Origin of the sequence: Flavobacterium fluviatile (genome assembly GCF_010645065.1) — a bacterium.
GTDB classification, from domain to species: Bacteria; Bacteroidota; Bacteroidia; order Flavobacteriales; family Flavobacteriaceae; genus Flavobacterium; species Flavobacterium fluviatile.
Window position 1 is genome coordinate 629,569 of sequence record NZ_JAADZW010000001.1, and the last position, 26,051, is coordinate 655,619.

At 33.1% G+C, this 26,051-nt stretch carries 24 protein-coding genes; 18 read left to right on the forward strand and 6 right to left on the reverse strand.

The genetic code is table 11. From position 1 onward, the window contains the following. Positions 1 to 3: 3 nt before the first annotated feature. The gene (locus tag GXM17_RS02230) at positions 4 to 1,284 is read right to left on the reverse strand and encodes a glucose-1-phosphate adenylyltransferase (RefSeq protein WP_163397649.1); all 1,281 of its coding nucleotides are present in this window, start codon (positions 1,282 to 1,284) and stop codon (positions 4 to 6) included. Continuing rightward, complete coding sequence (locus tag GXM17_RS02235; RefSeq protein WP_163397650.1) at positions 1,274 to 2,701, reverse strand: glycogen synthase; 1,428 nt, start codon at positions 2,699 to 2,701, stop codon at positions 1,274 to 1,276. The genes GXM17_RS02230 and GXM17_RS02235 overlap by 11 nt, the downstream gene beginning before the upstream one ends. A gap of 132 nt (positions 2,702 to 2,833) precedes the next feature. Between GXM17_RS02235 and GXM17_RS02240 the strand changes: the two genes are divergently transcribed. The 6 genes from GXM17_RS02240 to arsB all read left to right on the forward strand — a co-directional run bounded on the left by GXM17_RS02240 (position 2,834) and on the right by arsB (position 7,015). Then, entirely contained in the window at positions 2,834 to 3,697 is an 864-nt protein-coding gene (locus GXM17_RS02240; protein WP_163397651.1) for an alpha/beta fold hydrolase, read from the forward strand. 6 nt (positions 3,698 to 3,703) lie between these two features. Then, positions 3,704 to 4,354: an endonuclease III domain-containing protein gene (locus GXM17_RS02245; protein ID WP_163397652.1), complete on the forward strand. Its 651-nt coding sequence runs from the start codon at positions 3,704 to 3,706 to the stop codon at positions 4,352 to 4,354. 89 nt (positions 4,355 to 4,443) lie between these two features. Then, positions 4,444 to 4,770 carry an ArsR/SmtB family transcription factor gene (locus GXM17_RS02250; protein WP_163397653.1) on the forward strand — a complete coding sequence of 109 codons (327 nt, stop codon included), beginning with the start codon at positions 4,444 to 4,446 and terminating at the stop codon, positions 4,768 to 4,770. A 59-nt stretch (positions 4,771 to 4,829) separates the two neighbouring features. Next, a complete protein-coding gene (locus GXM17_RS02255; protein ID WP_163397654.1) occupies positions 4,830 to 5,306 on the forward strand; it encodes a DUF6428 family protein in 477 nt (158 codons plus the stop codon). A gap of 18 nt (positions 5,307 to 5,324) precedes the next feature. Then, positions 5,325 to 5,957 carry an arsenate-mycothiol transferase ArsC gene (locus GXM17_RS02260; RefSeq protein WP_208796405.1) on the forward strand — a complete coding sequence of 211 codons (633 nt, stop codon included), beginning with the start codon at positions 5,325 to 5,327 and terminating at the stop codon, positions 5,955 to 5,957. After that, entirely contained in the window at positions 5,954 to 7,015 is a 1,062-nt protein-coding gene (arsB, locus tag GXM17_RS02265) for an ACR3 family arsenite efflux transporter (protein WP_163397655.1), read from the forward strand. The genes GXM17_RS02260 and arsB overlap by 4 nt, the downstream gene beginning before the upstream one ends. 306 nt (positions 7,016 to 7,321) lie before the next feature. On the opposite strand, the gene GXM17_RS02270 is transcribed toward arsB, so the two are convergent. Beyond that, the gene (locus GXM17_RS02270) at positions 7,322 to 10,528 is read right to left on the reverse strand and encodes an AAA family ATPase (RefSeq protein WP_163397656.1); all 3,207 of its coding nucleotides are present in this window, start codon (positions 10,526 to 10,528) and stop codon (positions 7,322 to 7,324) included. Then, on the reverse strand, positions 10,468 to 10,809 hold the full coding sequence (locus tag GXM17_RS02275; RefSeq protein ID WP_163397657.1) for an SMEK domain-containing protein: 342 nt from the start codon (positions 10,807 to 10,809) through the stop codon (positions 10,468 to 10,470). The genes GXM17_RS02270 and GXM17_RS02275 overlap by 61 nt, the downstream gene beginning before the upstream one ends. A 371-nt stretch (positions 10,810 to 11,180) precedes the next feature. Here GXM17_RS02275 and GXM17_RS02280 point away from each other — a divergent pair, with 371 nt between their 5' ends. The 4 genes from GXM17_RS02280 (at position 11,181) to GXM17_RS02295 (ending at position 16,791) form a co-directional block, all read left to right on the forward strand. Continuing rightward, positions 11,181 to 13,709 (forward strand): PIG-L family deacetylase, encoded by a 2,529-nt coding sequence (locus GXM17_RS02280; RefSeq protein WP_163397658.1) that lies wholly within the window; start codon positions 11,181 to 11,183, stop codon positions 13,707 to 13,709. 118 nt (positions 13,710 to 13,827) lie between these two features. Beyond that, positions 13,828 to 15,558, forward strand: coding sequence for a sodium:solute symporter family protein (locus GXM17_RS02285; RefSeq protein WP_163397659.1), 1,731 nt, complete (start codon positions 13,828 to 13,830; stop codon positions 15,556 to 15,558). 9 nt (positions 15,559 to 15,567) lie between these two features. Beyond that, complete coding sequence (locus GXM17_RS02290; protein ID WP_163397660.1) at positions 15,568 to 16,116, forward strand: GNAT family N-acetyltransferase; 549 nt, start codon at positions 15,568 to 15,570, stop codon at positions 16,114 to 16,116. Between the two features lie 117 nt (positions 16,117 to 16,233). After that, positions 16,234 to 16,791, forward strand: coding sequence for a DUF3575 domain-containing protein (locus GXM17_RS02295; protein WP_163397661.1), 558 nt, complete (start codon positions 16,234 to 16,236; stop codon positions 16,789 to 16,791). On the opposite strand, the gene GXM17_RS02300 is transcribed toward GXM17_RS02295, so the two are convergent. Beyond that, the gene (locus GXM17_RS02300; protein ID WP_163397662.1) at positions 16,788 to 17,021 is read right to left on the reverse strand and encodes a VF530 family protein; all 234 of its coding nucleotides are present in this window, start codon (positions 17,019 to 17,021) and stop codon (positions 16,788 to 16,790) included. The genes GXM17_RS02295 and GXM17_RS02300 overlap by 4 nt on opposite strands. Before the next feature lie 70 nt (positions 17,022 to 17,091). On the opposite strand from GXM17_RS02300, the gene smpB reads away from it, so the two are divergent. The 3 genes from smpB (at position 17,092) to GXM17_RS02315 (ending at position 19,357) form a co-directional block, all read left to right on the forward strand. Beyond that, on the forward strand, positions 17,092 to 17,547 hold the full coding sequence (gene smpB, locus GXM17_RS02305; RefSeq protein ID WP_163397663.1) for an SsrA-binding protein SmpB: 456 nt from the start codon (positions 17,092 to 17,094) through the stop codon (positions 17,545 to 17,547). Positions 17,548 to 17,602: 55 nt separating this feature from the next. After that, positions 17,603 to 18,241 (forward strand): hypothetical protein, encoded by a 639-nt coding sequence (locus GXM17_RS02310; protein ID WP_163397664.1) that lies wholly within the window; start codon positions 17,603 to 17,605, stop codon positions 18,239 to 18,241. 90 nt (positions 18,242 to 18,331) lie between these two features. Then, positions 18,332 to 19,357 (forward strand): Fic family protein, encoded by a 1,026-nt coding sequence (locus GXM17_RS02315; RefSeq protein WP_163397665.1) that lies wholly within the window; start codon positions 18,332 to 18,334, stop codon positions 19,355 to 19,357. 6 nt (positions 19,358 to 19,363) lie between these two features. On the opposite strand, the gene GXM17_RS02320 is transcribed toward GXM17_RS02315, so the two are convergent. Beyond that, positions 19,364 to 20,212, reverse strand: a complete 849-nt coding sequence (locus GXM17_RS02320; RefSeq protein ID WP_163397666.1) for an NAD(P)H-hydrate dehydratase — start codon at positions 20,210 to 20,212, stop codon at positions 19,364 to 19,366. Positions 20,213 to 20,446: 234 nt separating this feature from the next. On the opposite strand from GXM17_RS02320, the gene gcvT reads away from it, so the two are divergent. From gcvT to kdsA, 5 genes are all read left to right on the forward strand, one after another. Next, positions 20,447 to 21,529, forward strand: coding sequence for a glycine cleavage system aminomethyltransferase GcvT (gcvT, locus tag GXM17_RS02325; protein ID WP_163397667.1), 1,083 nt, complete (start codon positions 20,447 to 20,449; stop codon positions 21,527 to 21,529). A gap of 147 nt (positions 21,530 to 21,676) precedes the next feature. After that, positions 21,677 to 23,707 carry a carboxy terminal-processing peptidase gene (locus GXM17_RS02330; protein ID WP_163397668.1) on the forward strand — a complete coding sequence of 677 codons (2,031 nt, stop codon included), beginning with the start codon at positions 21,677 to 21,679 and terminating at the stop codon, positions 23,705 to 23,707. Positions 23,708 to 23,987: 280 nt separating this feature from the next. Beyond that, positions 23,988 to 24,701 (forward strand): YebC/PmpR family DNA-binding transcriptional regulator, encoded by a 714-nt coding sequence (locus GXM17_RS02335; RefSeq protein WP_026729302.1) that lies wholly within the window; start codon positions 23,988 to 23,990, stop codon positions 24,699 to 24,701. A gap of 129 nt (positions 24,702 to 24,830) precedes the next feature. Then, a complete protein-coding gene (locus tag GXM17_RS02340) occupies positions 24,831 to 25,031 on the forward strand; it encodes a hypothetical protein (RefSeq protein WP_163397669.1) in 201 nt (66 codons plus the stop codon). A 192-nt stretch (positions 25,032 to 25,223) separates the two neighbouring features. Next, positions 25,224 to 26,042, forward strand: a complete 819-nt coding sequence (gene kdsA, locus GXM17_RS02345; protein ID WP_163397670.1) for a 3-deoxy-8-phosphooctulonate synthase — start codon at positions 25,224 to 25,226, stop codon at positions 26,040 to 26,042. Positions 26,043 to 26,051: the final 9 nt, after the last annotated feature.

The window sequence follows — 26,051 nt, forward strand, 5'->3', positions numbered from 1 at the left end:
AAATCAATCTATCCTGAAATTATCCGGAATCACAACGCCTTTTTTGATAACAACAATACCATCCTTAATAGTGTATAATTCGTTAGTAAAATTTTCCAGATGTTTGCCTCCGTTGATATGAACATTGTTCCCAATACGCACGTTTTTGTCAATTAAGGCATTTTTTATAAAACAGTTTTCACCAATTCCTATATGTATTTTATTGTTTTGGGTATCACGATTCATTTCATCCAGATCCTGATAAAAATCATTTCCCATAACATAAGAATGCTGAATCACAGTTCCGTTGCCAATTCTGGATCGTATACCTATAACCGAATTTTTAATTTCATTAGCATTGATAATACAGCCTTCAGAAATCAGGGATTGATTAATGTTTGAATTTCTAAATTTTGAAGGAGGCAGTAACCTTGGACGTGTAAAGATTTTGTTTTCATCATCAAACAAATTAAACTCAGGTATATCAGCAGTTAAACCAATATTGGCTTCAAAAAAAGAATCAATGTTTCCGATATCGGTCCAGTAGCCTTCGTATTGGTAACTTAGAATTTTATGCTTTCCAACAGCTTGCGGAATAATTTCTTTTCCGAAATCCTTAGTTTCCGGATCAGCCATTAATTCTTCCAGCAATTGACGGTTAAAAATATAAATCCCCATTGAGGCTAAATATTTTTTTCCTTTAGCATGCATTTCTTCACTAACCTCAGATTCCCATTCAGGCAAAAGTGAAGTATTCGGTTTTTCTATGAAAGCTTCAATACAACTTTCACTATTGCTTTTAAGGATTCCAAAATCAGGCGCATCTTTAGCATTTACTGGTAAAGTAGCAATTGACATCTGTACATTAGCGGCAATATGTGCGTCCAGCATTTCGTTAAAATCCATTTGGTACAGCTGATCTCCTGAAAGTATCAATGCATATTCAAAATCATGTTTTAAAAAATGCGACATACATTGTCGTACCGCATCGGCAGTACCCTGAAACCAGGTCGGATTGTCCGGGGTTTGTTCTGCTGCTAAAATATCAACAAAGGACTGGCTGAAAATGCTGAAATTAAAGGTATTTTTAATGTGCGCATTCAAAGAAGCCGAGTTAAATTGTGTCAAGACAAATATTTTAAAAATATCCGAATTGATGCAATTGGATATCGGAATATCTACTAATCTGTATTTTCCACCAATAGGAACAGCTGGTTTTGACCTTGTTTCTGTTAGCGGATACAAACGTGATCCCTGACCACCTCCTAAAATAATAGCAACGACTCCCTTTTTGTTAACTTTCATTTTTCTGAATTATTTGGTTATATGTTTCGATGTATTCTTTGCAAACTCTTTCCCAGGAATGATCCGTTGACATTCCTTTTTTTATTATTTCATTGAATTTAGTTTTATCATCATACAGATTTACTGCGCGCTTAATAGAATAGCAGATATCTTCAACCGAAGCCTGATCATGACATACTCCGTTTCCATTATCTCCAAAATCAATTACAGTATCCCGTAAACCTCCTGTTCTTCTTACAATCGGAACTGTGCCGTAACGCAGTGCATACATTTGGTTTAATCCGCAAGGCTCTACTCTTGAAGGCATTAATATAAAATCAGAACCGGCATAAATCAAATGAGCCAGTTCTTCATTATATCCTATGAAAACATTGTAATTTCCTTTGTACTTATTTCTAAGCGCTACTAACTGCGCTTCAATATCAGGGTTTCCGGATCCTAAAATCAGAATATTGATATTTTCAAAATTTTCAGACAGCGCGATTGCTGAAGCCTGTGGCAGAAGATCTCCGCCCTTTTCATCGAATAATCTTCCAATAAAACTAAACAAAGGTTTTGAAGGATCTAATTCGAATCGTTCACAGAGTTTTTCCTTGTTTTTTTGTTTTCCAAAGTCAAAATTATCAATCGAATAATGGGAATCAAGCATTTTATCTGTCAAAGGATTCCATACTTCAATGTCTATTCCGTTTAAAATTCCTTTTGATTTGCTTCGAACTTTATTGAATAATGATTCCAGTCCGTTTGCCGAAATATTAATTTCATCCAGATAACTCGGGGAAACTGTGGTCACTGCGTCAGCACATTTAACCGCTACAGCAAGTGAATTCAAGGAATTATGCCATTCCAGAAAACCTGCATGACGTACATCAAACTCCGGAATATAATGCATTTTATCATGACCAAACCATCCCTGATACAATCCATTGTGAATCGTGATAACAGTTCTGACCTTACTCAAAACTTCATATTTATAACTAAACTGAAGCATAAACGGAATTAAACCTGTATGATGGTCGTGGCAGTTGATGACGTCCGGAATTATATCATCAGCCGAAATCCAGTCTAAAGTCGCAATCTGAAAAGACAAAAAACGTTCGATATCATCTTCATAACCATAAACATTCGGGCGGTCAAATAACTCCTTAATTTCAATCAGATATAATTCATACCCGAGTTTATCAGTTGCTTCCTTTAGAACATTATAAGGGAACATAAAATTGCCTAAAACAACATTGCCTGAATGTATCGTTTGAAAATCATTTTCATTTTTAAACTTTGTATCATATCCAGGAACCACTACTCTAACCTGATTTCCCGCTTTTTGCTGATATTTTGGCAGTGCCCCCACAACATCAGCTAATCCGCCAACTTTGGCCATTGGGTAACATTCTGCGCTAATATGAAATATGTTCATTTAAGACTCCTGTTTTATGGAATTCGTACTAAATTAAATTAATACGTAAATTGCTATTATTCTGTAATTTTATGTTTTTTAAATTTAGGAAAAAACTAAGTAGAATTTTGCTCCAAAATAAAAATTATCATTATGCCAAAAAAAACATCAAATCCTGTAAAATCCTTAAAAATACCATTGTTTATTATTATTTATGCGAAATTATGCGCGTTTGTTTCCCAGAAGCTTGTAACGGCTTATGCAGCAAAACTTTTTACAACACCCATAAAACATAAAATTCCGAAAAGAGAATTAAAAATGGAATCTGAAAGCATCCAGAATACAGCTCCTGTGCCGTCAATTGATAAAAGCATTACAGTTTATGAGTATGGTAAAAGCGAGAAGAAAGTTTTACTGGTTCATGGATGGTCCGGACGCGGAACACAATTATTTAAAATTGCGGATTCACTTTTAGAACACGGATATTCAATTGTGAGTTTTGATGCTCCCGCACACGGAAAATCGAAAGGCAGTACTACCATAATGTCTGAATTTATAGCCTCGATTTTAGAAATAGAAAAACAATACGGACCGTTTGAAATTGCTGTAGGTCATTCATTAGGCGGAATGTCAGTTCTGAATGCAATTAAAAGCGGCTTGAATGTAAAAAAAGCTGTTATTATAGGCAGTGGTGATATTGTACAGGATATTTTGGATGAATTTGTTTCGAAATTAAGATTAAAACCCGAAATTAGTAATCGACTGCGTGATTATTTTGAAAATAAATATCAGGTAAAAATGGATGACTTTTCAGCATATAAAGCAGCAGCAGAAATAGCATTTCCTGTTATGGTGATTCATGATAAAAATGACCCGGAAGTTTCTGTAAAAGCAGGGATTCATATTCATCAACACCTCCAAAAAGGAAGTTTACTTTTAACAGAAGGTCTTGGCCACCGAAAGATATTGGGAAATCAGGACGTAATTAAAAAAATTATTGAATTTACACTTAATTAAACTGCCATGGATTTATTTGAAGAAACGAGAAATTGGGGACAAGACTTAAAACCTATTTTAAAAAAATACAAAGGTAAAAAACACCCATTAGACTATGAAAATACCTATCAGCTATTGGTCATGGTGGTTTTGTCTGCTCAGGATTCTGATGCGAATATCAACAACATCGCTCCTGCCCTGTTTGCTGAGTTTCCAACCCTAAAAAGTCTTTCAAAAACAGATTCAGAAACTTTTATACCTTACGTCAGTAAAGTTCGCAATCACGCTACCAAAACCAACTGGCTTCTTGAAATTGCCAAAACAATTCAAAACGATAAAGATATCCCGCTTACCCTAAATGGACTTACAGCTCTGAAAGGTTTAGGAAGAAAATCTGCCAATGTGATCTTAAGAGAAACACATCAGCCCGCAGAAGGCATAATTACCGATTTACATGTGATTCGTGTTGCCCCGAGACTTGGCATTGTAAAAGAAAACAAGGACGGCAACAAAGTCGAAAAACAACTGATGGAAGTTTTGCCCAAAAATATCTGGTCAGAAGTTGGCATGGCCATTTCATTTCACGGCAGGGAAACCTGCAGGCCAAAACCCAAATGTGAAGAATGTGTTTTGAATGATATTTGTTATTATTTTCTATATCTTAAAAATGGAATTTGATTAACTATATCTTTAAATATTAAAAAACAGTAAAATCAGTTTTTTTTAAATAAATATTTATCGTAATATTGCAATATAAAAATAATAATATGGGAGCAACTAAAACAGAACATTTCACTGATAGTCAAAATCAAATTGCCATGATTGCAAAAGCATTAGGACATCCTGCCAGAATTGCTATTATTGAATATCTGTTGAAAGTAGATACCTGTATCTGCGGAGATATTGTCAACGAGCTTCCGCTTGCGCAGCCTACCGTTTCCCAACATTTGAAAGAATTAAAAAATGCCGGAATCATCAAAGGCAATATAGAAGGCAATGCTATTTGTTACTGTATTGATGAAAAGACACTCACTATTATAAAAGATTATTTTTCTAAAATCATTCTCACACTCACAGATCAAAAATGTTGCTAAACATTTTTTTTAGCATATCATATCGCAATATTGCAATAAATAATTTAAATATTTATATTATGAAACTATCAGAAATCAAAACCCTATTGAATACTGTAGAAACAGTAAATTTTCAATTACCGGACGGAAATTTTGTACCGGAGCATTTTCATGTTACAGAAGTAGGTTTAATAACTAAAAACTTTATTGATTGTGGAGGAACTGTCCGTAAAGAGACTGTAGTCAACTTTCAGCTTTGGAACGCCAACGATTTCGAACATCGTTTAAAACCAAAAAAACTGATTCACATTATAGAACTTTCTGAAAAAGTTTTGGGAATTGAAAATTTTGAAATTGAAGTCGAATATCAGGACACTACTACGATTGGAAAATATGATTTGGGTTTCAATGGTGAAAATTTTCAACTTCTTAATAAACAAACAGCGTGTTTAGCTCAGGAAAATTGCGGAGCACCTACAGAAAAATCCAGTTTAAATCTTCCTCAGCTTAGTACTGAAAACGCTAATTCATGTACTCCGGGCGGAGGGTGCTGCTAATTTTTTAAACAAATAAATATGCCTAACAAAGAAATCTTATTTCCTGAAATTGAAAAAATCGTGTCCTTATTTAAATTTAATGACATAACCCCGGAACGCAAAAACACGCTGCAACCACTAATTGATTATATTCAGCTAAAAGTAGCGAATCAGGAAGACATTCGCCTGAACCTAATTTGCACTCACAATTCCAGACGCAGTCATTTGTCGCAAGTATGGGCGCAAACAGCAGCACATTATTACGGAATAAAAAATGTTTTTTGCTATTCGGGCGGAACAGAAGCTACAGCCCTGTTCCCGAAAGTAGCTGAAGTTTTAGAAAAAACAGGTTTTAAAATTCAAAAACTTTCTGAAGAAAGTAATCCGGTTTACGCCATAAAATTTGCTGAAAATCAATCAGCAATTATAGGTTTTTCAAAAACGTACGATGATGGGTTTAATCCTGAAAGTGGTTTTGCCGCAATCATGACCTGCTCTCAGGCAGACGGAGGCTGTCCGTTTATAGCGGGAGCAGAAAAACGGATCCCCATTACGTTTGAAGATCCAAAAGCTTTTGACAATACACCACAGCAAACTGAGAAATATCAGGAACGCAGTCTTCAGATTGCTGGTGAACTATTTTACGTTTTCTCCCAAATAAAAAAAATATGACTATAAATCATTGTACGCCAGTTGCAGAAAGAAAAAAATTGTCTTTTTTAGATCGATTTCTAACATTATGGATATTTATTGCCATGATAATTGGCGTTTCTATAGGTTATTTTATTCCGTCAAGCGGAAATTTCATAAACTCCTTTTCCAGCGGAACGACCAATATTCCGCTGGCAATTGGACTCATATTGATGATGTATCCACCCCTGGCAAAAGTAAAATACGAAAACATGGGAGAAGTTTTTAAAAACACAAAAGTTTTAGGAGCATCTTTATTTTTAAACTGGATTGTAGGGCCAATTTTAATGTTCTTGCTGGCACTTCTGTTTTTAAAAGGCTATCCGGAATACATGATCGGCTTAATACTGATTGGTTTGGCACGCTGTATTGCTATGGTTGTGGTTTGGAATGACCTGGCTGACGGAAACCGTGAATATGCTGCCGGGTTAATCGCTTTGAACAGTATTTTTCAGGTTTTGCTTTATAGTGTTTATGCGTATATTTTTATCACTGTTCTGCCTCCTTATTTTGGCTATACAGGATTTAATGTGAATATAAGTATTGGGCAAATTGCAGAAAGTGTGGGCATTTATTTAGGAATTCCTTTTGCGCTTGGCATCATAAGTCGTTATAGCCTTATAAAACTTAAGGGAGAAGAATGGTTTCAGAATAAATATGTTCCGTTTATCTCTCCTGTTACCCTGATTTCCTTGTTATTTACGATTGTGCTTATGTTTAGCTTAAAAGGAGAATTGATTGTTCAGATTCCAATGGACGTACTTCGAATTGCGATTCCTTTGGTGATTTATTTTGCTGTTATGTTTGTTATCAGCTTTTTTACCGGAAAGTATTTTGGTGCTGATTATTCGAAAAGTACTGCTATAGCTTTTACAGCCACGGGAAACAATTTTGAACTGGCGATTGCCGTTGCAATAGGTGTTTTCGGAATCAACAGCGGACAAGCTTTTGCAGGTGTTATTGGTCCTTTAGTCGAAGTTCCTGCTTTGATTGCCCTTGTGAATGCTGCTTTTTGGTTTAGGAAGAAGTATTATTCTTAGGATTACTGTGCCGTTATAGAATACAATTTCTGCGCTATCGTTGTGCATAAATCTGTGAGGTCGTATGCAATTGCTCAGAGTCCGATTTTAAGTACCACCATTACCTTAAAACGCCTAAAACAGCGGGGTTATCAATCCCTGACCGAGGTTTGAACTTAACCCATCACTTTGCGAACCGCCGGGTATGTGACCGCTTGGTTTATCCTGAGCTAAGCCGAAGAACCCGGTGTTGTGAGAGGCGCACTCCGTTCCGTTGGGAGCGGAGCCGTTTACTCAATTAGTGGCTGCCTTTATTTTTACGAAATTCTATTTTCTCAATTCTTTTATAATCACTTTTGCTTTATCAAAACCAATTTTCTCTAAATCAGGAATTATTTTATCTTTAAATATTTTATCATTTCTTCTTTGATTTGATTTTAGAATAATTGATTTTCTACATTTGAATAATAATTCGTCTGCGTATATTTTGAATATACATTTGTGTAATTCGAATAAGCCTGAAAGTGATTTTAAAACATCTTCGTTTTGAATTGTGAATATAAAATTGTCACTATTATTGTTTAAAAATGTTAGTAATTCGGTATCATATTTTCCATTTGTTATTTCAGAAATGCGTCTTACGGCTTGAAATAATGGACCGATTTGAAAACCTTTATGATTGTTTTTTTGCAATTTGTTTAATAAATCAGTTTTACAATGTTTTTCAGTTATTTCCGGATTTATTGAATAACTAAAATAAAATGATTTTAAAAAATCACTGATTGTTAACTTATTATAACGCCTTTCAATATTTGTGTATTTTTTTAAATATTCATCAAGCAAATAGCTAACTTTTTCATTACAGTTCTGTTTGTCATTTTTATCAACTTTATTCTTTAATCTATATAAAACCTCAAGTGATTGAGACATATTTAAATCGATATTTAATAGCGAAGCTATTAAATATTCATTTTTAAGTTGACTAAAAACACTAATCGATTTATCAATATTAAAATCTGAAATTACTCTAAATATATCTTCTAAATATGTAATTTTCTTTGATTTTATATAGTCATCAATTTCTTCTGGTGTAATTGATAAAATAATACTTTTATCAAAACCTTTAATTTTTAATATTTTTGGATTTCTTATTAATTCGATAATTGAGCTACTCGAATCAATTTCATCAATTACTTTTTTTGTAATCTGAATTGTTTGAGAATTTTTAATATTTAAATTTTCTTTCGCAAATTCATAAAATGAAAGAAGTGAATTAATATCTTTTTCGGTTTCAATTTTTGTTATGAATTCATTTTTATTAGTTACTTCACTAACAATTAAAATAAATTCTTTAGGTTGATTTGAAAGTCGCTTCAATTCTAAAACTCTTGCTCTAAAATTTGAAAAACTATTCTCACTTAATAATTTGTTTTTTAGAATTCCATTTTTTAAGTCATTTGATAAAAACATTTTGGCTGATTCAGAATTTATGTTCGATAAATCAGATAATGCTTTTGAATATTCAGATAAAGAAGAATTTAATAATTTTTGATTTATTGTATTGTTTTCAATAAGCTGATGGAAAATAAATGTGCAAGAATTTGTACCTACAGAAATATCAATTTTTTGAAGTTCTCTTAAAGATTTTGCAATTTGATCTATTTTTTGCTTTTGAGCTTTCTCGATTAGTTTATTCCAATCCAATTTTCGGATTAGACCATAAACAAGTTTTTTTGTTTCACTTGAAGTATTTAATTCCGAAAGTGAATTTGTTATGTTTGAAAAGCCTGGAAGTTTGTTAATCTTTTCTAACCACTCAGGAAAGTGAAAAGAATTTAATATTTTATATACTGTTTCAGGTTTTCTACTTTGTTTGCTTATTCTCAATGTCAATTCTACAATGGAATTTGTTTTTACAATTTCATTTTCGGGTAATACATTTATAATTTTTTCAAATGGTAATTCAATTGATAATGATTCTGAAATCTGTATTAGGTTAGAATAATTCATATAATCCTGAAATAGAAATAAATTAAGTTTATTTCTATTTAGATAAGTTATAATTAAATTGTAATATTTTGATAATTTTATTTTATCAATTCGAGTACAAAGTTTAAATAGAATTGTAATTAAAGAATTTACTTCAAATTCTTTAATGTTTGTTGAAAATGATTCTATTATTATTTGCTCTATTTTTTCATTTTCTAAAATGCTTATTACAATTTCTGTTTCTTCTAAAATTTCTGAATTAAAGAATTTATTAAGCAAAAGATGAATATTTAATGAGTAATCTTGTCTATTAAATTTTGAAATATAATTGATTATTAATTCTGATTTTTTTTCTAAATCTATATTCTCATTTACGTATGAAATAGAATCGAATATTAATTTTGCATATTCTTTATGTGGGAAATAATGATAATCGCTTGAGGAGTATTTTAAAATTATTCCTTTTTCTTTTAGTTTATCATCTATTTTTTTTTGCCCTTTCAATAAGATAAATGGAATGTCATTTTTAAATAAAAGACAGTATGTATTAAGAGAATCACTCTCAACTTCAATTAGATTATGTTCCTCATAAAAACTCTCTAAAATACTATCGTTCTTAATTTTATCAAACGTTATATTATTTAATTTTTTGTTTTTATTTTCCCAAATCTTTAATGCAATATTTAGTTTTAAAAGATTACTGCTTGCGTTTTTTAGAATATCATTAAAATCTCCTTTGTACCAATTAATATTTGGATATTGATTATTTAATGATTCAATTTTTTTTGAAACAATACCTGAAATTTTTTCTTCTAAATTTTCATTTAGATCAATTCTGTAAAATTTGATTTCTCCAATTTTATCATAAATGCTATTTTCGTATTCTTCATCAAATGTTTTATAGTAGCGTGATAAATAAAGTGTATTAATCCATTTAAATTTCGATAGTCTTTCTTTTATTTTTAAAAATAATTTAATGTCATCGTGAATGTTGTCTATTATCACTAAAGAATGATAATGAGATATTTGGATTAATTCTTCAAGAATTTTTGATGAGTCAAAAATTGGTTCTGTAAGATTAAGATAAAATATTTTTTTATTTTTTATTTTTTGAATTATTGCATAAGCAATTGTAGTTTTTCCACTGCAAGGATTACCTAAAATGCAATATTGTTCTATAATATCATTTGTAAAATTGTAAGCTAAACTATCAATTTTACGTTGTTCCTTTTTACTGAAATATATTAAATCTTCTTTATTAAAATAATTTGTCTCATCAAATTTTTGATTTTTTTCAATTTCTTTAAAAAGTACTAATTTGGACAAACCATAAAACTCTTCACTTACTTCTTGTTTTATTAATTCATAAATTTCAAATCTCTTTTCTTTAGAATATTGATTTATATCACCAATTAAATTTTTAATGGTTTTAGTATGGATTTTAACGCCATCAATTTCTTCTATAATTGAGGTGTCGATACTTTTTAAATAGTTAGTTTCAATAATAAAAAAATCCAAAGCTCTTTTATGCCTTTTTCCTTCCAATTACTTAATGTAAGTCTTTTTGTTTCAGATATTTTTTTTATTTCATTGCTCTGAATTGCTGTAATTTGAATCCCGATTTTTTTTATGTCTTCAAATAAATCTATTCCAGGAGCATTTGGTTTTTCATAATTCAGATTATTTAATTTATGAAAGTTATAAACCTTTTTAAAAATTCTCAAAAAGAAATCTTCTGCATCAATTTTTTTATCGTGCTTATTTAGAATTCCTTCTTTTTTGATTTTGTCATTATAAGCGAAAAGATAAAGTTCTATTTCGTTCATTTTCGGCTTTAATTTGTTGTTTAGAGGTTTACGTCAGAAGGTTGCCACTAACTTGTTTTTACTCGCTATAAAATAGCGTATATACATCCAAATTTAGGTGTATATGCGCATGTTTTGTTTCGTATTAATTTTTCAAATATATTTATTATTTCTTACAAATCGTCAAACAACATTCTAAATAACTTTATGAAACCAAATGCCCTAGCCCAGATGGTAGCGGCATCCTTTTGTGCCGGGGTTCGGCACAAAAGATATAGCGTACAGCTGGAAATAGCTTCTCATTAAAAAAATCAACATTAACATTTCATTTAATTACGGTTCAAAGATTTAATTACTATTTTTGGGACTCTTTCAAAAATACGAATCACGCTATGCGAAAAACACAGTTATTTTTACTTTTTTTTATCAGTATTCAAATTTCTTTTGCCCAGCAGCCTCAAAAACCTAATGCTGTCGAAATTTATAATCAAATTCAAAAATTAAACTTTCTGGGCTCTGTTTTATACATTGCAGCGCATCCGGATGATGAAAATACACGCCTTATTTCGTATTTGTCGAATGAGGTAAATGCGAGAACGGGGTATATGTCATTGACGCGTGGCGACGGAGGCCAGAATTTAATTGGCCCGCAACTGCGTGAATTATTAGGCGTGATCAGAACTCAGGAACTGATTGAAGCACGAAAAATAGATGGTGGTGAACAGTTTTTTTCGCGTGCGAATGATTTCGGATTTTCGAAAAATCCTGATGAAACTTTAAAAATCTGGGATAAAGATAAAGTCCTTGCCGATGTAGTCTGGACAATCCGGAAATTTCAGCCGGATGTGATTATCAACCGTTTTGATCATCGCTCGCCGGGAACGACTCACGGCCATCATACCTCGTCAGCCATGCTGAGTGTAGATAGTTATAAATTAACGAATGATGTAAAAATATATCCGGAACAGCTTAAATATGTACAGCCATGGCAGGTAAAAAGACAATTTTTTAATCCGTCCTGGTGGTTTTTTGGAAGTCAGGAAAAATTTGATGCTGCAGACAAATCGAAATATACCGCCCTGCAAACCGGTGTTTATTATGCCGGAATTGGAAAATCGAATCAGGAAATTGCTGCTTTAAGCCGCAGCTGTCACCAATCGCAGGGTTTTGGAAGTACCGGAGCGAGAGGTGATGAAACAGAATACCTGGAACTGATTAATGGCGAAAAACCTAAAAACCGTGATGATTTATTTGACGGAATAGATACCTCCTGGAATCGTGTGAAAGATGGTAAACCAATTGGCGAACTGATTTCAAAGATTATTGCCAATTATAATTTCAGTAATCCTTCTGCAAGCATTCCGGATTTGGTGAAGGCGTATTCAATGATTCAGGAATTGGAAGACACACACTGGAAAGATTTAAAATCTGAGGCTATAAAAAATATCATCGCATCCAGTGCCGGATTATATCTGGAAGCTGTTGCTGAAGAACAGGAAGCTACACCCGGAAGCACTATTAAGCTAAATATTGAAGCAATCAACAGATCTTCAGCTGAAATGCAGCTGACAGGCTTAACTTCATTACCGGATAACAAAACCACGGTTAAATATAAGCTCTTCTTAAAAAACAATAACGACCAGCGATTCAAACTCGAAATTCAGCTTCCTGAAACTATGGAATACACTCAGCCGTATTGGCTGAAAGAAAAAGCCAGTGTTGGAATGTACACGGTTTCGAATCAGGAAATTATCGGGATTCCGGACATTATCAGAGATGTAAAAGTTATTTTTAATATCAGAATTGACGGTGTTGATATTCCGTTTGAACGAACTGTTGTCTATAAATACAATGACGGCGTGAAAGGCGAAATGTATAATTTTCTGGATATCGTACCGGAAGTTACCTCTTCAATCCTTGAAAAAGTATTGATTTTTAAGGACAACAAAAGCAAACTCGTTCCGGTTAAAGTGCGTGCCGGCAAAAACGGAATTAAAGGTGACTTACAGCTGGAACTGCCTAAAAGCTGGGTAGTTTCACCAAAACAGATTCCGTTTGCTTTAGATAAAAAAGGCATGGAACAGACTTTTTATTTTGAAGTCATCCCTCCTTCCAGCCCTGAAGAAGTTGCTGCAAAAAGTGTAGTTATAATGGAAAACAAGATTTTTGACAAGGATCAGACGATTATTGATTTCAATCACATTACGAAACAACTGGTTTTAAAATCAGCCGAATCAAAATGTATCAGAATTGATTTAAAAACTACAGGTGATGCCATTGGTTATATTATGGGTGCAGGAGATGAAGTTCCGGAAAGCCTCGTTCAGATGGGTTACAAAGTGACTATTTTGAAACCTGAAGAAATTACACCCGAGAAGCTTGACCAGTTTAATGTTGTCATTACCGGAGTTCGTGCTTACAATACAGTAAATGCTTTGGCCAACAAACAGCCAATTTTTTTTGATTTTGTAAAAAGTGGTAAAACCATGATTGTGCAGTACAATACAAATGGAAGATTAATAACGGATAATATTGCTCCCTACCCTCTTAAACTTTCTAATGACCGCGTTACGGAGGAAAATGCAAAAATCACTTTTCTGGCACCAAATCATCCGGTCTTGAACACACCAAACAAAATTACTACAAAAGATTTTGAAGGCTGGACCCAGGAACAAGGCTTATATTACCCTAATCAATATGATCCAGCTTTTACGCCAATTATTTCATCACATGACAAGGGAGAAACAGATAAAAAAGGGGCTTTGCTGGTCGCTCCCTATGGAAAAGGGTATTATATTTATACCGGTTTGAGCTTTTTCAGGGAACTGCCCGAAGGTGTTTCAGGAGCTTACAGATTACTTTCGAATATTATTTCGCTAAAACAGCCTGTAGAAGCTCCAAAACAGGAATTAAAAAACTAAATTAAACATGGAAGCCAAAAAAGAAAAAAGATGGAAAAAAAGCTACACTTATGTATTGGTAGCCAATGCGGTTTATATCGTTATTTTTTTCTTAATCATGCAATTATATTCGTAAACTATGCAGCTATTTGATTGGATCGTATTGATAGTTACTCTTCTTTTTATTGTAGGATATGGCTCCTGGAAAACCAAAGGAAGTAAAAATGTTGAAGATTTTATTTTAGGGAATAATGAAACGCCGTGGTACACTGTTGGGCTTTCTGTAATGGCAACACAGGCAAGCGCAATCACTTTTTTATCTACACCGGGGCAGGCTTATCATGACGGAATGGGGTTTGTTCAGTTTTATTTTGGATTGCCAATCGCCATGATTGTCATTTGTCTGACTTTTATTCCTTTATATCATAAAACTAAAGTATTTACCGCTTATGAATTTCTCGAAAAAAGATTTGATGTAAAAACGCGTTCACTTGCCGCTATATTATTTCTGGTACAAAGGGGATTAGGAACTGGTTTAACTATTTATGCCCCGGCCATCATATTATCAACTCTGTTAGGCTGGAACTTAACTTTGATGAATATATTTATTGGTGTATTGGTCATAATTTATACTTTCTCAGGAGGAACAAAAGCGGTAAATGTGACTCAAAAGCAGCAAATGTTTGTCATTATGTCCGGGATGTTTATCACTTTCTTTCTGATTCTGCATTATTTGCCACAAGATATGACTTTTTCAAGTGCCATGCATATTGCCGGTGCCAATGACAAAATGAATATTGTAGATTTTTCTTTTGATCCGGAAGAAAGATATACTTTTTGGAGCGGAATTACAGGTGGATTTTTCCTGATGCTTGCTTATTTTGGTACAGATCAGTCGCAGGTAGGGCGTTATTTATCAGGTAAATCTGTTAAGGAAAGTCAGATGGGATTAATCATGAACGGGTTATTAAAGGTTCCCATGCAGTTTTTTATATTGCTGACAGGGGTTATGGTATTCGTTTTTTTTCAATTCAATCCTGTACCACTGAACTTTAATCCGAATAACAAGATAATTATTGAAAAATCAGAATATAAAGATGAATATCATGCTTTGGAAGTCAAACTAAATAAACTTTCAGAAGACAAAAAAGTAATTAATCTTTTGTATATCGAACAATTGAATCAGGATTATGATAATCCCATTCTAAGGAAAGAGTTAGTTACACTATCGAACAAAGAAAAAGATTTGCGTGACCGTGCGAAAGAAATTATTTCTAAAGCCGACAGCAATAGTGAGACTAATGATAAGGATTATGTATTTTTCCATTTCATTTTACACTATCTGCCAAAGGGGCTTATTGGGTTATTACTGGCCGTTATCATATCAGCGGCGATGTCATCAACTGCTTCGGGATTAAATGCATTAGCATCAACAACAGCAATAGATATCTATAAACGAAATCTTAAAGAAGAAAAATCTGAAAAACATTATCTGAATGCTACCAAATTCTTCACGCTTTTTTGGGGAATTGTCGCCATACTTTTTGCCTGTGTCGGAACATTGTTTGAGAATTTAATTCAATTGGTAAACATTATTGGATCCATATTTTACGGAACTGTTTTGGGTATCTTCCTGGTTGGTTTTTATTTGAAACGTGTCGAGGCAAAGTCAATGTTCTGCAGTGCAATTATCAGTCAGTTAACCATCTTTATCATTTATTATTTTATGATTTATGTTTACCCGAGTGGTCAGGAAAAATTAGGTTATTTGTGGCTAAATTTTATAGGTGCTATTTTAACGATTGTTTTGTCTTTATTAATTCAGCTAATCTTTTTCAGAAGAAACAGTCATCAATTAAATGAACTATAATTATGAGATATGCTGAATTTTAATTTTACACCATTTCCGGTCATAGCAACAGACCGCCTGCTCTTAAGACAAATCACAAAAGATGATGTAAAGGAGATTTTCGAATTGCGTTCTAATCCGGAAACGATGCAATATATTCCTAGACCTTTGGTAAAAACAACTGAAGATGCTTTGGAGCATATAGCCATGATTGAAGAAAAAATCATCTCAAATGCAGGAATCAATTGGGGAATTACTTTAAAAGGAGACTGTAAATTATTAGGTATTATTGGATATTACAGAATGCAGCCTGAAAATTATCGTGCCGAAATTGGTTACATGCTGCTTCCTGAATTTCATGGAAAAGGAATTATTACTGAAGCAGTAAAACGATTGATTACGTATGGTTTTAAAGATTTAAAACTACACTCAATTGAAGCCGTAATCGATCCGGAAAATTTTGCCTCTGAAAAAGTTTTACAAAAATGTAATTTTATCAAAGAAGCCCATTTGAAAGAATGTGAGTTCTATGAAGGCAAATTTCTGGACAAGGTAATATACTCATTATTAGATAAATAAAATCTTATTAAAGTCTTTATATAACTTTAGGTTATTTCAACGCTAAATCATAAATCTAATAATTCTATATTTGCGGAATAAAACGAGAATAATCTTATTATTAAATGTCTGGATTGAATGAAAAAAATTCTTTTATTTGCCATTATTATAATTTCATCAAATGTTCAAAGCCAGACCTATCTGAAATTCAATGCCGTTACAGCCATTGTTCTTGTTCCAAATGTTGGCGTGGAAACGAGTATTGGTGAGAAAACTACTTTTAGCTTCGATGTTATGGCTTCATTCTGGAAATCATTTGATGGCAAAAATCCAATGGAATTTTATACTTACACTCCTGAGATCCGTTATCATTTTAAAGAAAAATACAATGGCTTTTACGCAGGATTCCATTCCGGATTTGATACTTATAAAATTCAAAAATGGGGTTATTGGGATACCAACATGTATGAAAAAGGTATGGGATATAGAATAGGTGCAACTTTAGGATACAATAAAAAACTTAGCGATAAATTTATATTAGATATTTTTATCAGGGGAGGCTGGCATCAGGGATTTTATAAAGGTCTGTATAATGATGGAACTCCAGGAAGATATGAAAATGTAAAAAACTGGAATAAAAGCAGTGAATATCTGCCGTATGGAGGAGGTGTAATGATTTCTTACAAACTAAATTAATTTTCACCAAACTTAGAAAGTGATTTAATATACAGATTTTCTACTTTTTTTTTGGCCCAGTCGGTCTTTCTCAAAAAAGTCAGACTGGACTTAACACTGGGGTTTTCATTAAAACATTTTATGGGAATTAATTCTCCCAGAGTATCAAAACCGTAATAATCCACCAGTTTTTCTACTATCTTTTGAAGCGTAATACCGTGTAAAGGGTCTTTAGATTTTTGGTTTTCCATATTGCAAATTTATATCATTTCTACAAAAACAATTGCTCTTTCATATATTTGTTGCTAAATTTGTCTTCCTATGTTAAAAACAGTCAATATACTTAATAAAAGAGCCAGGTTTGATTATGAAATAATCGACACCTATACTGCCGGAATTGTTTTGGCAGGAACTGAAATTAAATCAATCCGCTTAGGAAAAGCTAATATTACCGAAAGTTTCTGCGAATTTAGCAATAATGAACTTTTCGCAATTAATACATACATTGAAGAATATTCTTTTGGGAACCAGTTTAATCACAAATCAAGAAGTGAGAGAAAATTGCTTCTGAACAGAAAAGAATTAAAAAAACTTCATAAAAGCGTTCAGGCAAAAGGGCTTACTATTATTCCGCTTAAATTATTTACAAATGAGAAAGGCCTGGCCAAACTTCAAATTGGACTTTGCAAAGGAAAGAAAAATTATGACAAGCGTGAATCTTTAAAAGAGCAGGATACCAAAAGGGATTTGGACCGAATAAAAAAAGCTTATAATTAGACTATTATCATATTTTATTATTAAATTTACTACAATAGAATTTAAATCAATAAATATGAAAAAGTGCTTACTATTAGTTTTTGTGTTTATGTTTCTTAGTTGTGGAAGCAACACATCAATTGTCAACAGCTGGCGAGACCCAAACATAACCGTTGCCCAGGAAAATTTTAAAAAAGTTCTGGTTGTTGCTCTTTTAAAAGACGAAGCTTCCAGAAGAACAGCCGAAAACAGAATTGCTGCGGCAAATCCTATTTTTAAAACTTCCTATCAGTATCTTAATGGTACTAACTTACAACTGACCCAGGACCAAAAGCTGAAAATATTAAATGATGAAAACTTTGATGGTGTGGTTACCATGCGTCTGGTAAGTACTGAAAAGGAAACCACTTATGTTCCTGGAACAAATACCGGTCTTTATTATGGCGGATTTGACGGAATATATGGAGGAATGTACGGCTATGGTTTTGGTAACTGGTATGGAATGTACTCTCCAATGTTCTATGACCCGGGCTATTATCAGGAAACAACAGCTTATATGGTTGAAACAAATGTTTTTTCATTAAAAGCAAATAAACTAATCTGGACCGGAACAACAAAATCAGAATATGTTACAGATCTGGGGCAAACAGTTGATGCCATAATGCAGACGGTAATTAAAGAAATGCGAAAAGACGGTACGCTGCCTCCTAAATAATGAGTATTACAGGAGCAATGTTTTTATAATATTGCTCTTTTTTTTATTTTTTTTATGACAAAATTAGTCAAGACAATAAATGCTTTCACTATGAAATCACTTCTTAAAAATGGAAGAGAACAAAAAGGTCTAAAAACAAGAGAGGTTGCACAAATTCTGAATATTGATCAGGCATTGATCAGTAAATTCGAAAATGGCATTCGACAACCCACCAGGGAGCAAGTTTTAAAATTAGCAGAACTTTTAGGAATTGATTATGAAAAAATAATGACCAGCTGGCTCAAGGAAAAAATTTTGCATGAAATTGAAAATGAAGAATTAGCTTTAATGGCTCTTACAGCTGCACAAGAAGAACTTAAATACCGGAAGTCGGTAAGTAAAATAAAACTATCGGGCGCATTAGAAAAAATCCTAAAAGAAATTGATTGGCTAAAGGCTAAATTCGACACAACTGCACAAAATAATTTTAATGAAATTTTACAAAAAACAGCACTGGAATATACTTTTGAAAGTAATCGTATAGATGAAAATACCATGACACTGAAGGAAACCGAAATGGTAATTAACGAAGGTCTGACGATATCAGGTAAAAGCATGAAAGAGCATCTGGAAGCTGTAAACCATCAGGAAGCTATTCGTTATTTAAAAGATTTACAGCAAAACAATTCTTTTTATGAACGTGATCTTTTGTCTATACATAATTTAATTCAGAGAGGAATAAATCCTGAAAGTGGAAATTACAGAAAAATTGCAACTGCTAGTGATAAAGAGCCTGCTTCGCCTGATAAACAACTTAGCATTCCTAAAGAAATAGAAGAATATTTTATATGGTTCGAAATCAATAAAAACAAACTGCACCCAGTTGTTTTGGCATCAGAAATGCATTTTCGCCTTTTTAAAATTAAGCCGTTTAATCATGCAAACGGAAAAACGTCCAGACTGATAATGAACCTGATTTTAATGCAAAAAGGATATCCAATTGTAAATATAAAAGGGAATGATGAAAATAAAAGACAGTATTTAAAATTATTAGAGAATAATGATTCTGAAGATTTTATATTTTTTGTTGCTCAAATAGAAAAAGAAAACCTCGAAAGATATATCAAAAAAGAGTAAATGAAATTAATTATCAAGGATCAAAAATGCTTTTCCAAGATTTTCAATAATATCAGTTGCAATAAAAGACTGATAACCCATTTGCGGTAAAGCGATATCCGCTGTCAGACCATGAAGAAATACACTTAATTGTGCTGCCTGAACAGGTTCATAATCCTGTGCCAGCAAGCTGGTGATAATTCCGGTAAGCACATCACCGCTTCCGGCGGTTGCTAAAGCGGCATTTCCGGTAGTGTTTTGGTAAATCCTTGCCGGACTGATAATGTAAGTTGGAGCTCCTTTCATCACAATAATTACTTTATAATGTTCTGAAAATGCAACTGTTTTTTGAAACTTCTGAGATTCAGAATCCCATTTGCCAATCAGACGCTCCAATTCCTTTGGATGTGGAGTCAGAATTGTGTTTTCAGGTACTAATTCAAGCCACGCCTTATTTTCTGATAGAATATTTAAAGCGTCAGCATCTAAAACTAAAGGGACTTTATTTGTTCTTAAAAATTCAAACAAAGCTTTTTGCGTTCCCAACTCCTTTCCTATTCCCGGCCCCAGACCTATTGCATTTGGAATTAGCGGCAGATGAATATTAGTAATAAAGTTTGGGTTTTCATCAGTAACTACCATAACCTCAGGAATTGAGATCTGAAGAATTTGATAACCACATTTTGAAGTAAAAGCAGTTACCAGACCGCAACCCGATTTTATACAGGATTTTGAAGCCAGAACTGCTGCCCCTATTTTACCATAACTTCCGGCAATTAGCACCGCATGCCCCTGAAGCCCCTTATGTGTCAATGGATTTACAGGTTTGTAGAATTTTAGAATTTCTTCTTTTGTGATTAAAAACGGAGACTTCATCGCGATACTTTTTATATACTAAAGTTACATTAAAAAACCTAAATCATAGATTATTGTTTATAACGATTCCTTAGCCCTGGGAGCAGCGGCATCCTTTTTGTTTTTTCTTTAAAAACAGAAAGATATAGCGAATAACAGGAAACAGCTCCTAAACATTGCGAAATTTATAATTTATGCTATTCGGATTCGATATTTTTTGAATAGATTTGCAACATAATTTTATACATCAACACAATGAAAAATACCGCGCTAACGCACATACATGAAGGTTTAGGAGCAAAAATGCTACCTTTTGCAGGTTATAATATGCCAATTACGTACGAAGGAGTTAATGCTGAACATGAAACGGTTCGTAACGGTGTTGGTGTTTTTGACGTTTCGCATATGGGGGAATTTTTATTAACTGGCCCAAATGCACTGGCTTTGATTCAGAAAGTGACTTCAAATGATGCTTCGACTTTGACAATTGGAAGAGCACAATATTCGTGTCTTCCAAATAACGAAGGCGGAATTGTAGATGATTTGATTGTGTATAAAATGAAAGAAGAGCAATATTTATTAGTCGTAAATGCTTCGAATATTGAAAAAGACTGGAACTGGATTTCGTCTCACAATGATTTGGGAGTTGAAATGAGGAATCTTTCAGATGATTATTCTCTTTTAGCTATTCAGGGGCCAAAAGCGGTTGAAGCGATGCAGTCTTTGACATCTGTTGATTTGTCTGCGATTACGTACTATCATTTTGAAGTAGGCGATTTTGCAGGAATTGAACACGTAATCATTTCTGCAACTGGTTATACAGGTTCCGGAGGATTTGAGATTTATTGTAAAAACAGCGAAGTGGAGCAAATCTGGAATAAAGTTTTTGAAGCCGGAGCTCCTTTCGGAATTAAACCGATTGGCCTGGCTGCCCGTGATACTTTACGTTTAGAAATGGGATTCTGCCTGTACGGCAACGATATCAATGATACTACTTCTCCCCTTGAAGCCGGTTTAGGATGGATTACGAAATTTACCAAAGATTTTACGAATTCAGACGCTCTTAAAAAGCAAAAAGAAGCAGGTGTTACCAGAAAATTAGTTGCTTTTGAAATGCAGGAACGTGCGGTGCCAAGACACGATTATGAAATTGTTGACGGGGAAGGAAATGTTATTGGAATTGTAACTTCCGGAACTATGTCTCCATCTATGGGCAAAGGAATTGGTTTGGGTTATGTTTCGGTTGCAAACAGTGCAGTTGACTCCGATATTTTTATCAGAATCAGAAAAAATGATGTTGCGGCTAAAGTGGTTAAATTGCCCTTTTACAAAAAATAAATTTTTGAAACCAGATTTTTATAAAATGCATTACTGAATGGTAGTGCATTTTTTTATTCCTAGATATTTTTTATATAAGAATAATATGAAAAAATATAACAATTAATGAAAAATTAAGCGTAAATTTAATATTCATTTATTCTAAATATGAAAAAAGTATTAGTAGCATTTTTGTTGATTACTAACTTCCTATTTTGTCAAAATAGTGATCACACTTGCACAATACTCAACAAGATCAATTTTCTTATACAAAACGAGCACGTTAGACCAAAACCTGTAGATGACAGTTTATCCGTATATGTTTTTGATAATCTAATGGACGAACTGGATCCCTCACGAAATGTTTTTTTTAAATCGGAATACGATGAAATGTCTAAACTTTATCGTTTAAATATAGACGATCTAATCCTAAAAGGTGATTGCAGCTTTTTATACGATATAATAGCTAAATATAAAACTGGCCTTTTACGGACTAAAGCCGTGTTAGAAAAAATTCAGGCCGGATCAATTGAATACAATAAAAAAGACACCATTCGGTTTTATAAAAAAGCTTTCACCTTCTACCTCAAAAAAGAAGATTTAGAAAGAGTCTGGCTTAAAAAACTTCGCTATCAAATTTTAGATGATATTGCAGAAAAAAGCAACAATCTCGATTCACTTAAATTAAATTTTAAATCGATAGAATCACAATCAAGATCTACTGTTCTTTCAAACGAAATTTGCAGGATTAATACAATTTTAGAACGAAAAGACACACAACAGGAAAGCTTTTATAACTTTTTTTGTGCCTATTTTGACCCACATACAGCTTACTTTAGCGATGATACAAAATCAAGCTTTGTAGCATCACTTTCAAAAGAACATTTTTCATTAGGGGTAAGTTTAAAATTAAATGAAAAAAATGAGATCATTATTGAAGAACTGGATCCAAATGGTCCTGCTTTTCAGACCGGACAGATTAAAAAAGGAGACCAGATTGTTTCAATTTCAAATCAAAAAGAAACATTACACGTTTCTTGTGCATCTTTGGAATCTGTTTCCAGCATGATCTTATCAGAGTCAAATAAAAAAATAACACTTACTTTAAAACGTAATTCAGGTAAAAATTTTGAGGTTTATATCGAAAAACAAATAATGAAAGACGAAGATAATTCGGTATATAGCTTTATTATTGGAAAAGAAAGTAAAATCGGCTATATTAAGATTCCAAGCTTTTATGCTGATCTTGACGAGAATGACCGTAAAGGCTGTGCTGACGATGTAGCCCGTGAAGTTATAAAACTTGAAAGGGACAATATAAATGGACTAGTAATCGATCTGATTAATAATGGCGGTGGTTCTATGGAAGAAGCCATCAGATTATCAGGAATGTTTATCGATTATGGACCACTTTCGGTAGTTGTAGACAACAAACAAAACAAATCTGTAATTAACGATCCGTACAGAGGTTTGATTTATAAAGGTCCCATTGTACTTTTAATTAACAGCAATACGGCTTCAGCAAGTGAATTTTTTGCTTCAATTTTACAAGACTATAACCGTGCTTTATTAGTAGGCAGTAATACACTGGGAAAAGCGACTATGCAAACCATTGTTCCTCTTGATGAACATACAACTACTGATTTTTTAAAAATCAGTATTAATAAATTTTACAGGGTTACGGGTAAAAGTCACCAAAACACTGGCGTTACTCCAGATGTTGTTCTTCCGGAATTTTATGAAAATGTTTTTCAAAAAGAAAGTAGTTTTCCAACTGCCATCAAGAACGACAGCATAATTCCCTTATTAAAATATAAACCCTATGTAAAAAGAAGTCTGATTGATAAAATAGCCAAAAACAGTTCAGCAAGGCTCGCTGACAATTTCTATTTTAAACAAATCAGGGAAATCAATTCAAAAATTGACGCAATGATAAATGTGCCAAAGACTGAAGTTCCAATGACGCTAAACTCAATTTTTGAACAAAAAACCATAAGGGAAAAATTATGGAAAGAAATTAACACATTTAGCGATGAAAATAATCCGTTGGATGTTTACAACTCAACAGTAAATCAATTTTTACTTGGTGTATATCCCGCTGAAAAAACAATAAATCAGTATCAGATTGATAACCTGAAAACCAATCCTTACCTAAACGAAGCTGTAAATATTATTAATGAATTTAATACCTCAAAATAATTCAGATAATCCAAAGCAGAGTTTTGTTGTCTTTTTGAAGCAGAAACCTCAGTCATTTTTAGCCACAATTGTCCCGCTTTTCGTTTCAATCTTACAAGCCAAACACTGGCTTGCAAGGATTTCCACTGCAATCGGGGCTAAAAACAACATTTAGCAACTTTAATTTGAATAAGACATTTTTTTGACTATTTCTCAATAAGTATAATTCAAAAAAGAATAGGAATGATTTTGGAAAAATAAGGAATAACTGTATTTTTGCATCACAAAATAAAAATTAGTAATGGGAAGAGCGTTCGAATTTAGAAAAGGAAGAAAAATGAAACGTTGGTCAGCAATGGCCAAAACATTTACCAGAATTGGTAAAGATATCGTTATGGCTGTTAAAGAAGGCGGTCCAAACCCAGACGCCAATTCCAGATTAAGAGCAGTTATACAAAACGCAAAAGCTGCCAACATGCCGAAGGATAATGTGGAGCGTGCTATAAAAAATGCCAGTAATAAAGATACTGCCAACTATAAAGAAATTTTGTTTGAAGGTTATGCTCCTCACGGAATTGCGATTTTGATTGAAACAGCATCTGATAATAATAACAGAACAGTTGCCAACATCCGCAGTTACTTCAATAAATGCAACGGAACGATGGGAACTCAGGGTTCTGTCGAGTTTATGTTTGATCATACTTGTAATTTCCGAATTGCAAATAATGGTCTTGATGCCGAAGAATTAGAATTAGAACTAATCGATTTTGGTGCTGAAGAAGTTTTTGAGGATGAAGACGGAATCTTAATTTACGCTCCATTTGGAAGTTTTGGAGCTTTACAAAAAGAACTGGAAAACAGAGGATTAGAAATTTTATCTTCAGGTTTTGAACGTATTCCGCAAATCACTAAAGAACTGACCGAAGCACAAATAGCCGACGTAGAAAAACTGATTGAAAAAATAGAAGAAGACGATGATGTAATGAACGTTTATCATACAATGAAAGAAGAATAATTTTTCTACATAAAAATTAGAAAGCCCTGGAAATCCAGGGCTTTTCTTTATAATAATTTAAAACAATCAACAGATAAATTAATAGCAATATAACTGTTATATTTGCAATTCCAAATTTAAAATAACCCTATGAGAAATTCCAGGTACACTAAAATAGCCGTTATAATAATGGTTATTTTATTTGTAATTGTAAGCATGCTGAGCTGTACTGTCCATCACACACACAATCACTCACACACACATCATAAATCAAAAAAGATGCCTCCCGGACAAGCTAAGAAAATATCTGGCAAAAAAAGTGCTAAATCACATGCACACGGTCATCATTAATTTTTTTTTTTCACAGCCTTTGAGTATTTAAAGGCTTTTTTTATTTCGAATCGTAAATTATTCAAAGGAGTTTTTTAGGACTCATTTTATTAGAATAGTTTTTAAATTAAGATTACTTCTTAAAATAATCACAAATCATCATCTGTAAATCGCAAATCCTAACTACCTTTGCACAGTCAAAAAATCACAGATATGAACTTACAGCATATTCCACAAATTAAGCATACTGACAGTGGTAATTTCTTTTTATTAGCAGGTCCCTGCGCAATTGAAGGAGAAGAAATGGCTCTCAGAATTGCTGAAAAATTGGTTGGTATTACCGACAAACTTCAGATTCCTTATGTTTTTAAAGGTTCATTTAAAAAAGCCAACCGTTCCAGAATTGATAGTTTCTCCGGAATTGGGGACGAAAAAGCTCTAAAAATTTTACGAAAAGTTTCAGAAACGTTTCATGTTCCCACAGTAACAGATATTCACACCAATGAAGATGCTGACATGGCTGCACAATATGTTGATGTTTTACAAATTCCTGCGTTTTTAGTTCGCCAGACTGATTTGGTTGTAGCTGCTGCCAATACCGGAAAAACTGTAAACCTGAAAAAAGGACAATTTATGAGTCCGGAAAGTATGAAACATGCCGTACAAAAAGTATTAGACTGTAATAATGAGAATGTTATAGTTACAGACCGTGGAACTATGTTTGGTTATCAGGACATGATTGTTGATTATCGCGGAATTCCTACTATGCAGCAATATGCAACAACCGTTTTGGATGTAACACACTCTTTACAGCAGCCTAACCAAACCGCGGGTGTTACAGGCGGAAGACCAGACATGATTGAAACTGTAGCCAAGGCGGGTATCGCAGTAGGCGTTGATGGTATTTTTATCGAAACACATTTTGACCCTGCAAATGCTAAAAGCGATGGAGCCAATATGCTGCATTTAGATTATTTTGAGGGCTTAATGACCAGGTTAGTCGCCATCAGAAAAACAGTTAATTCATTTTAATATCCCAAA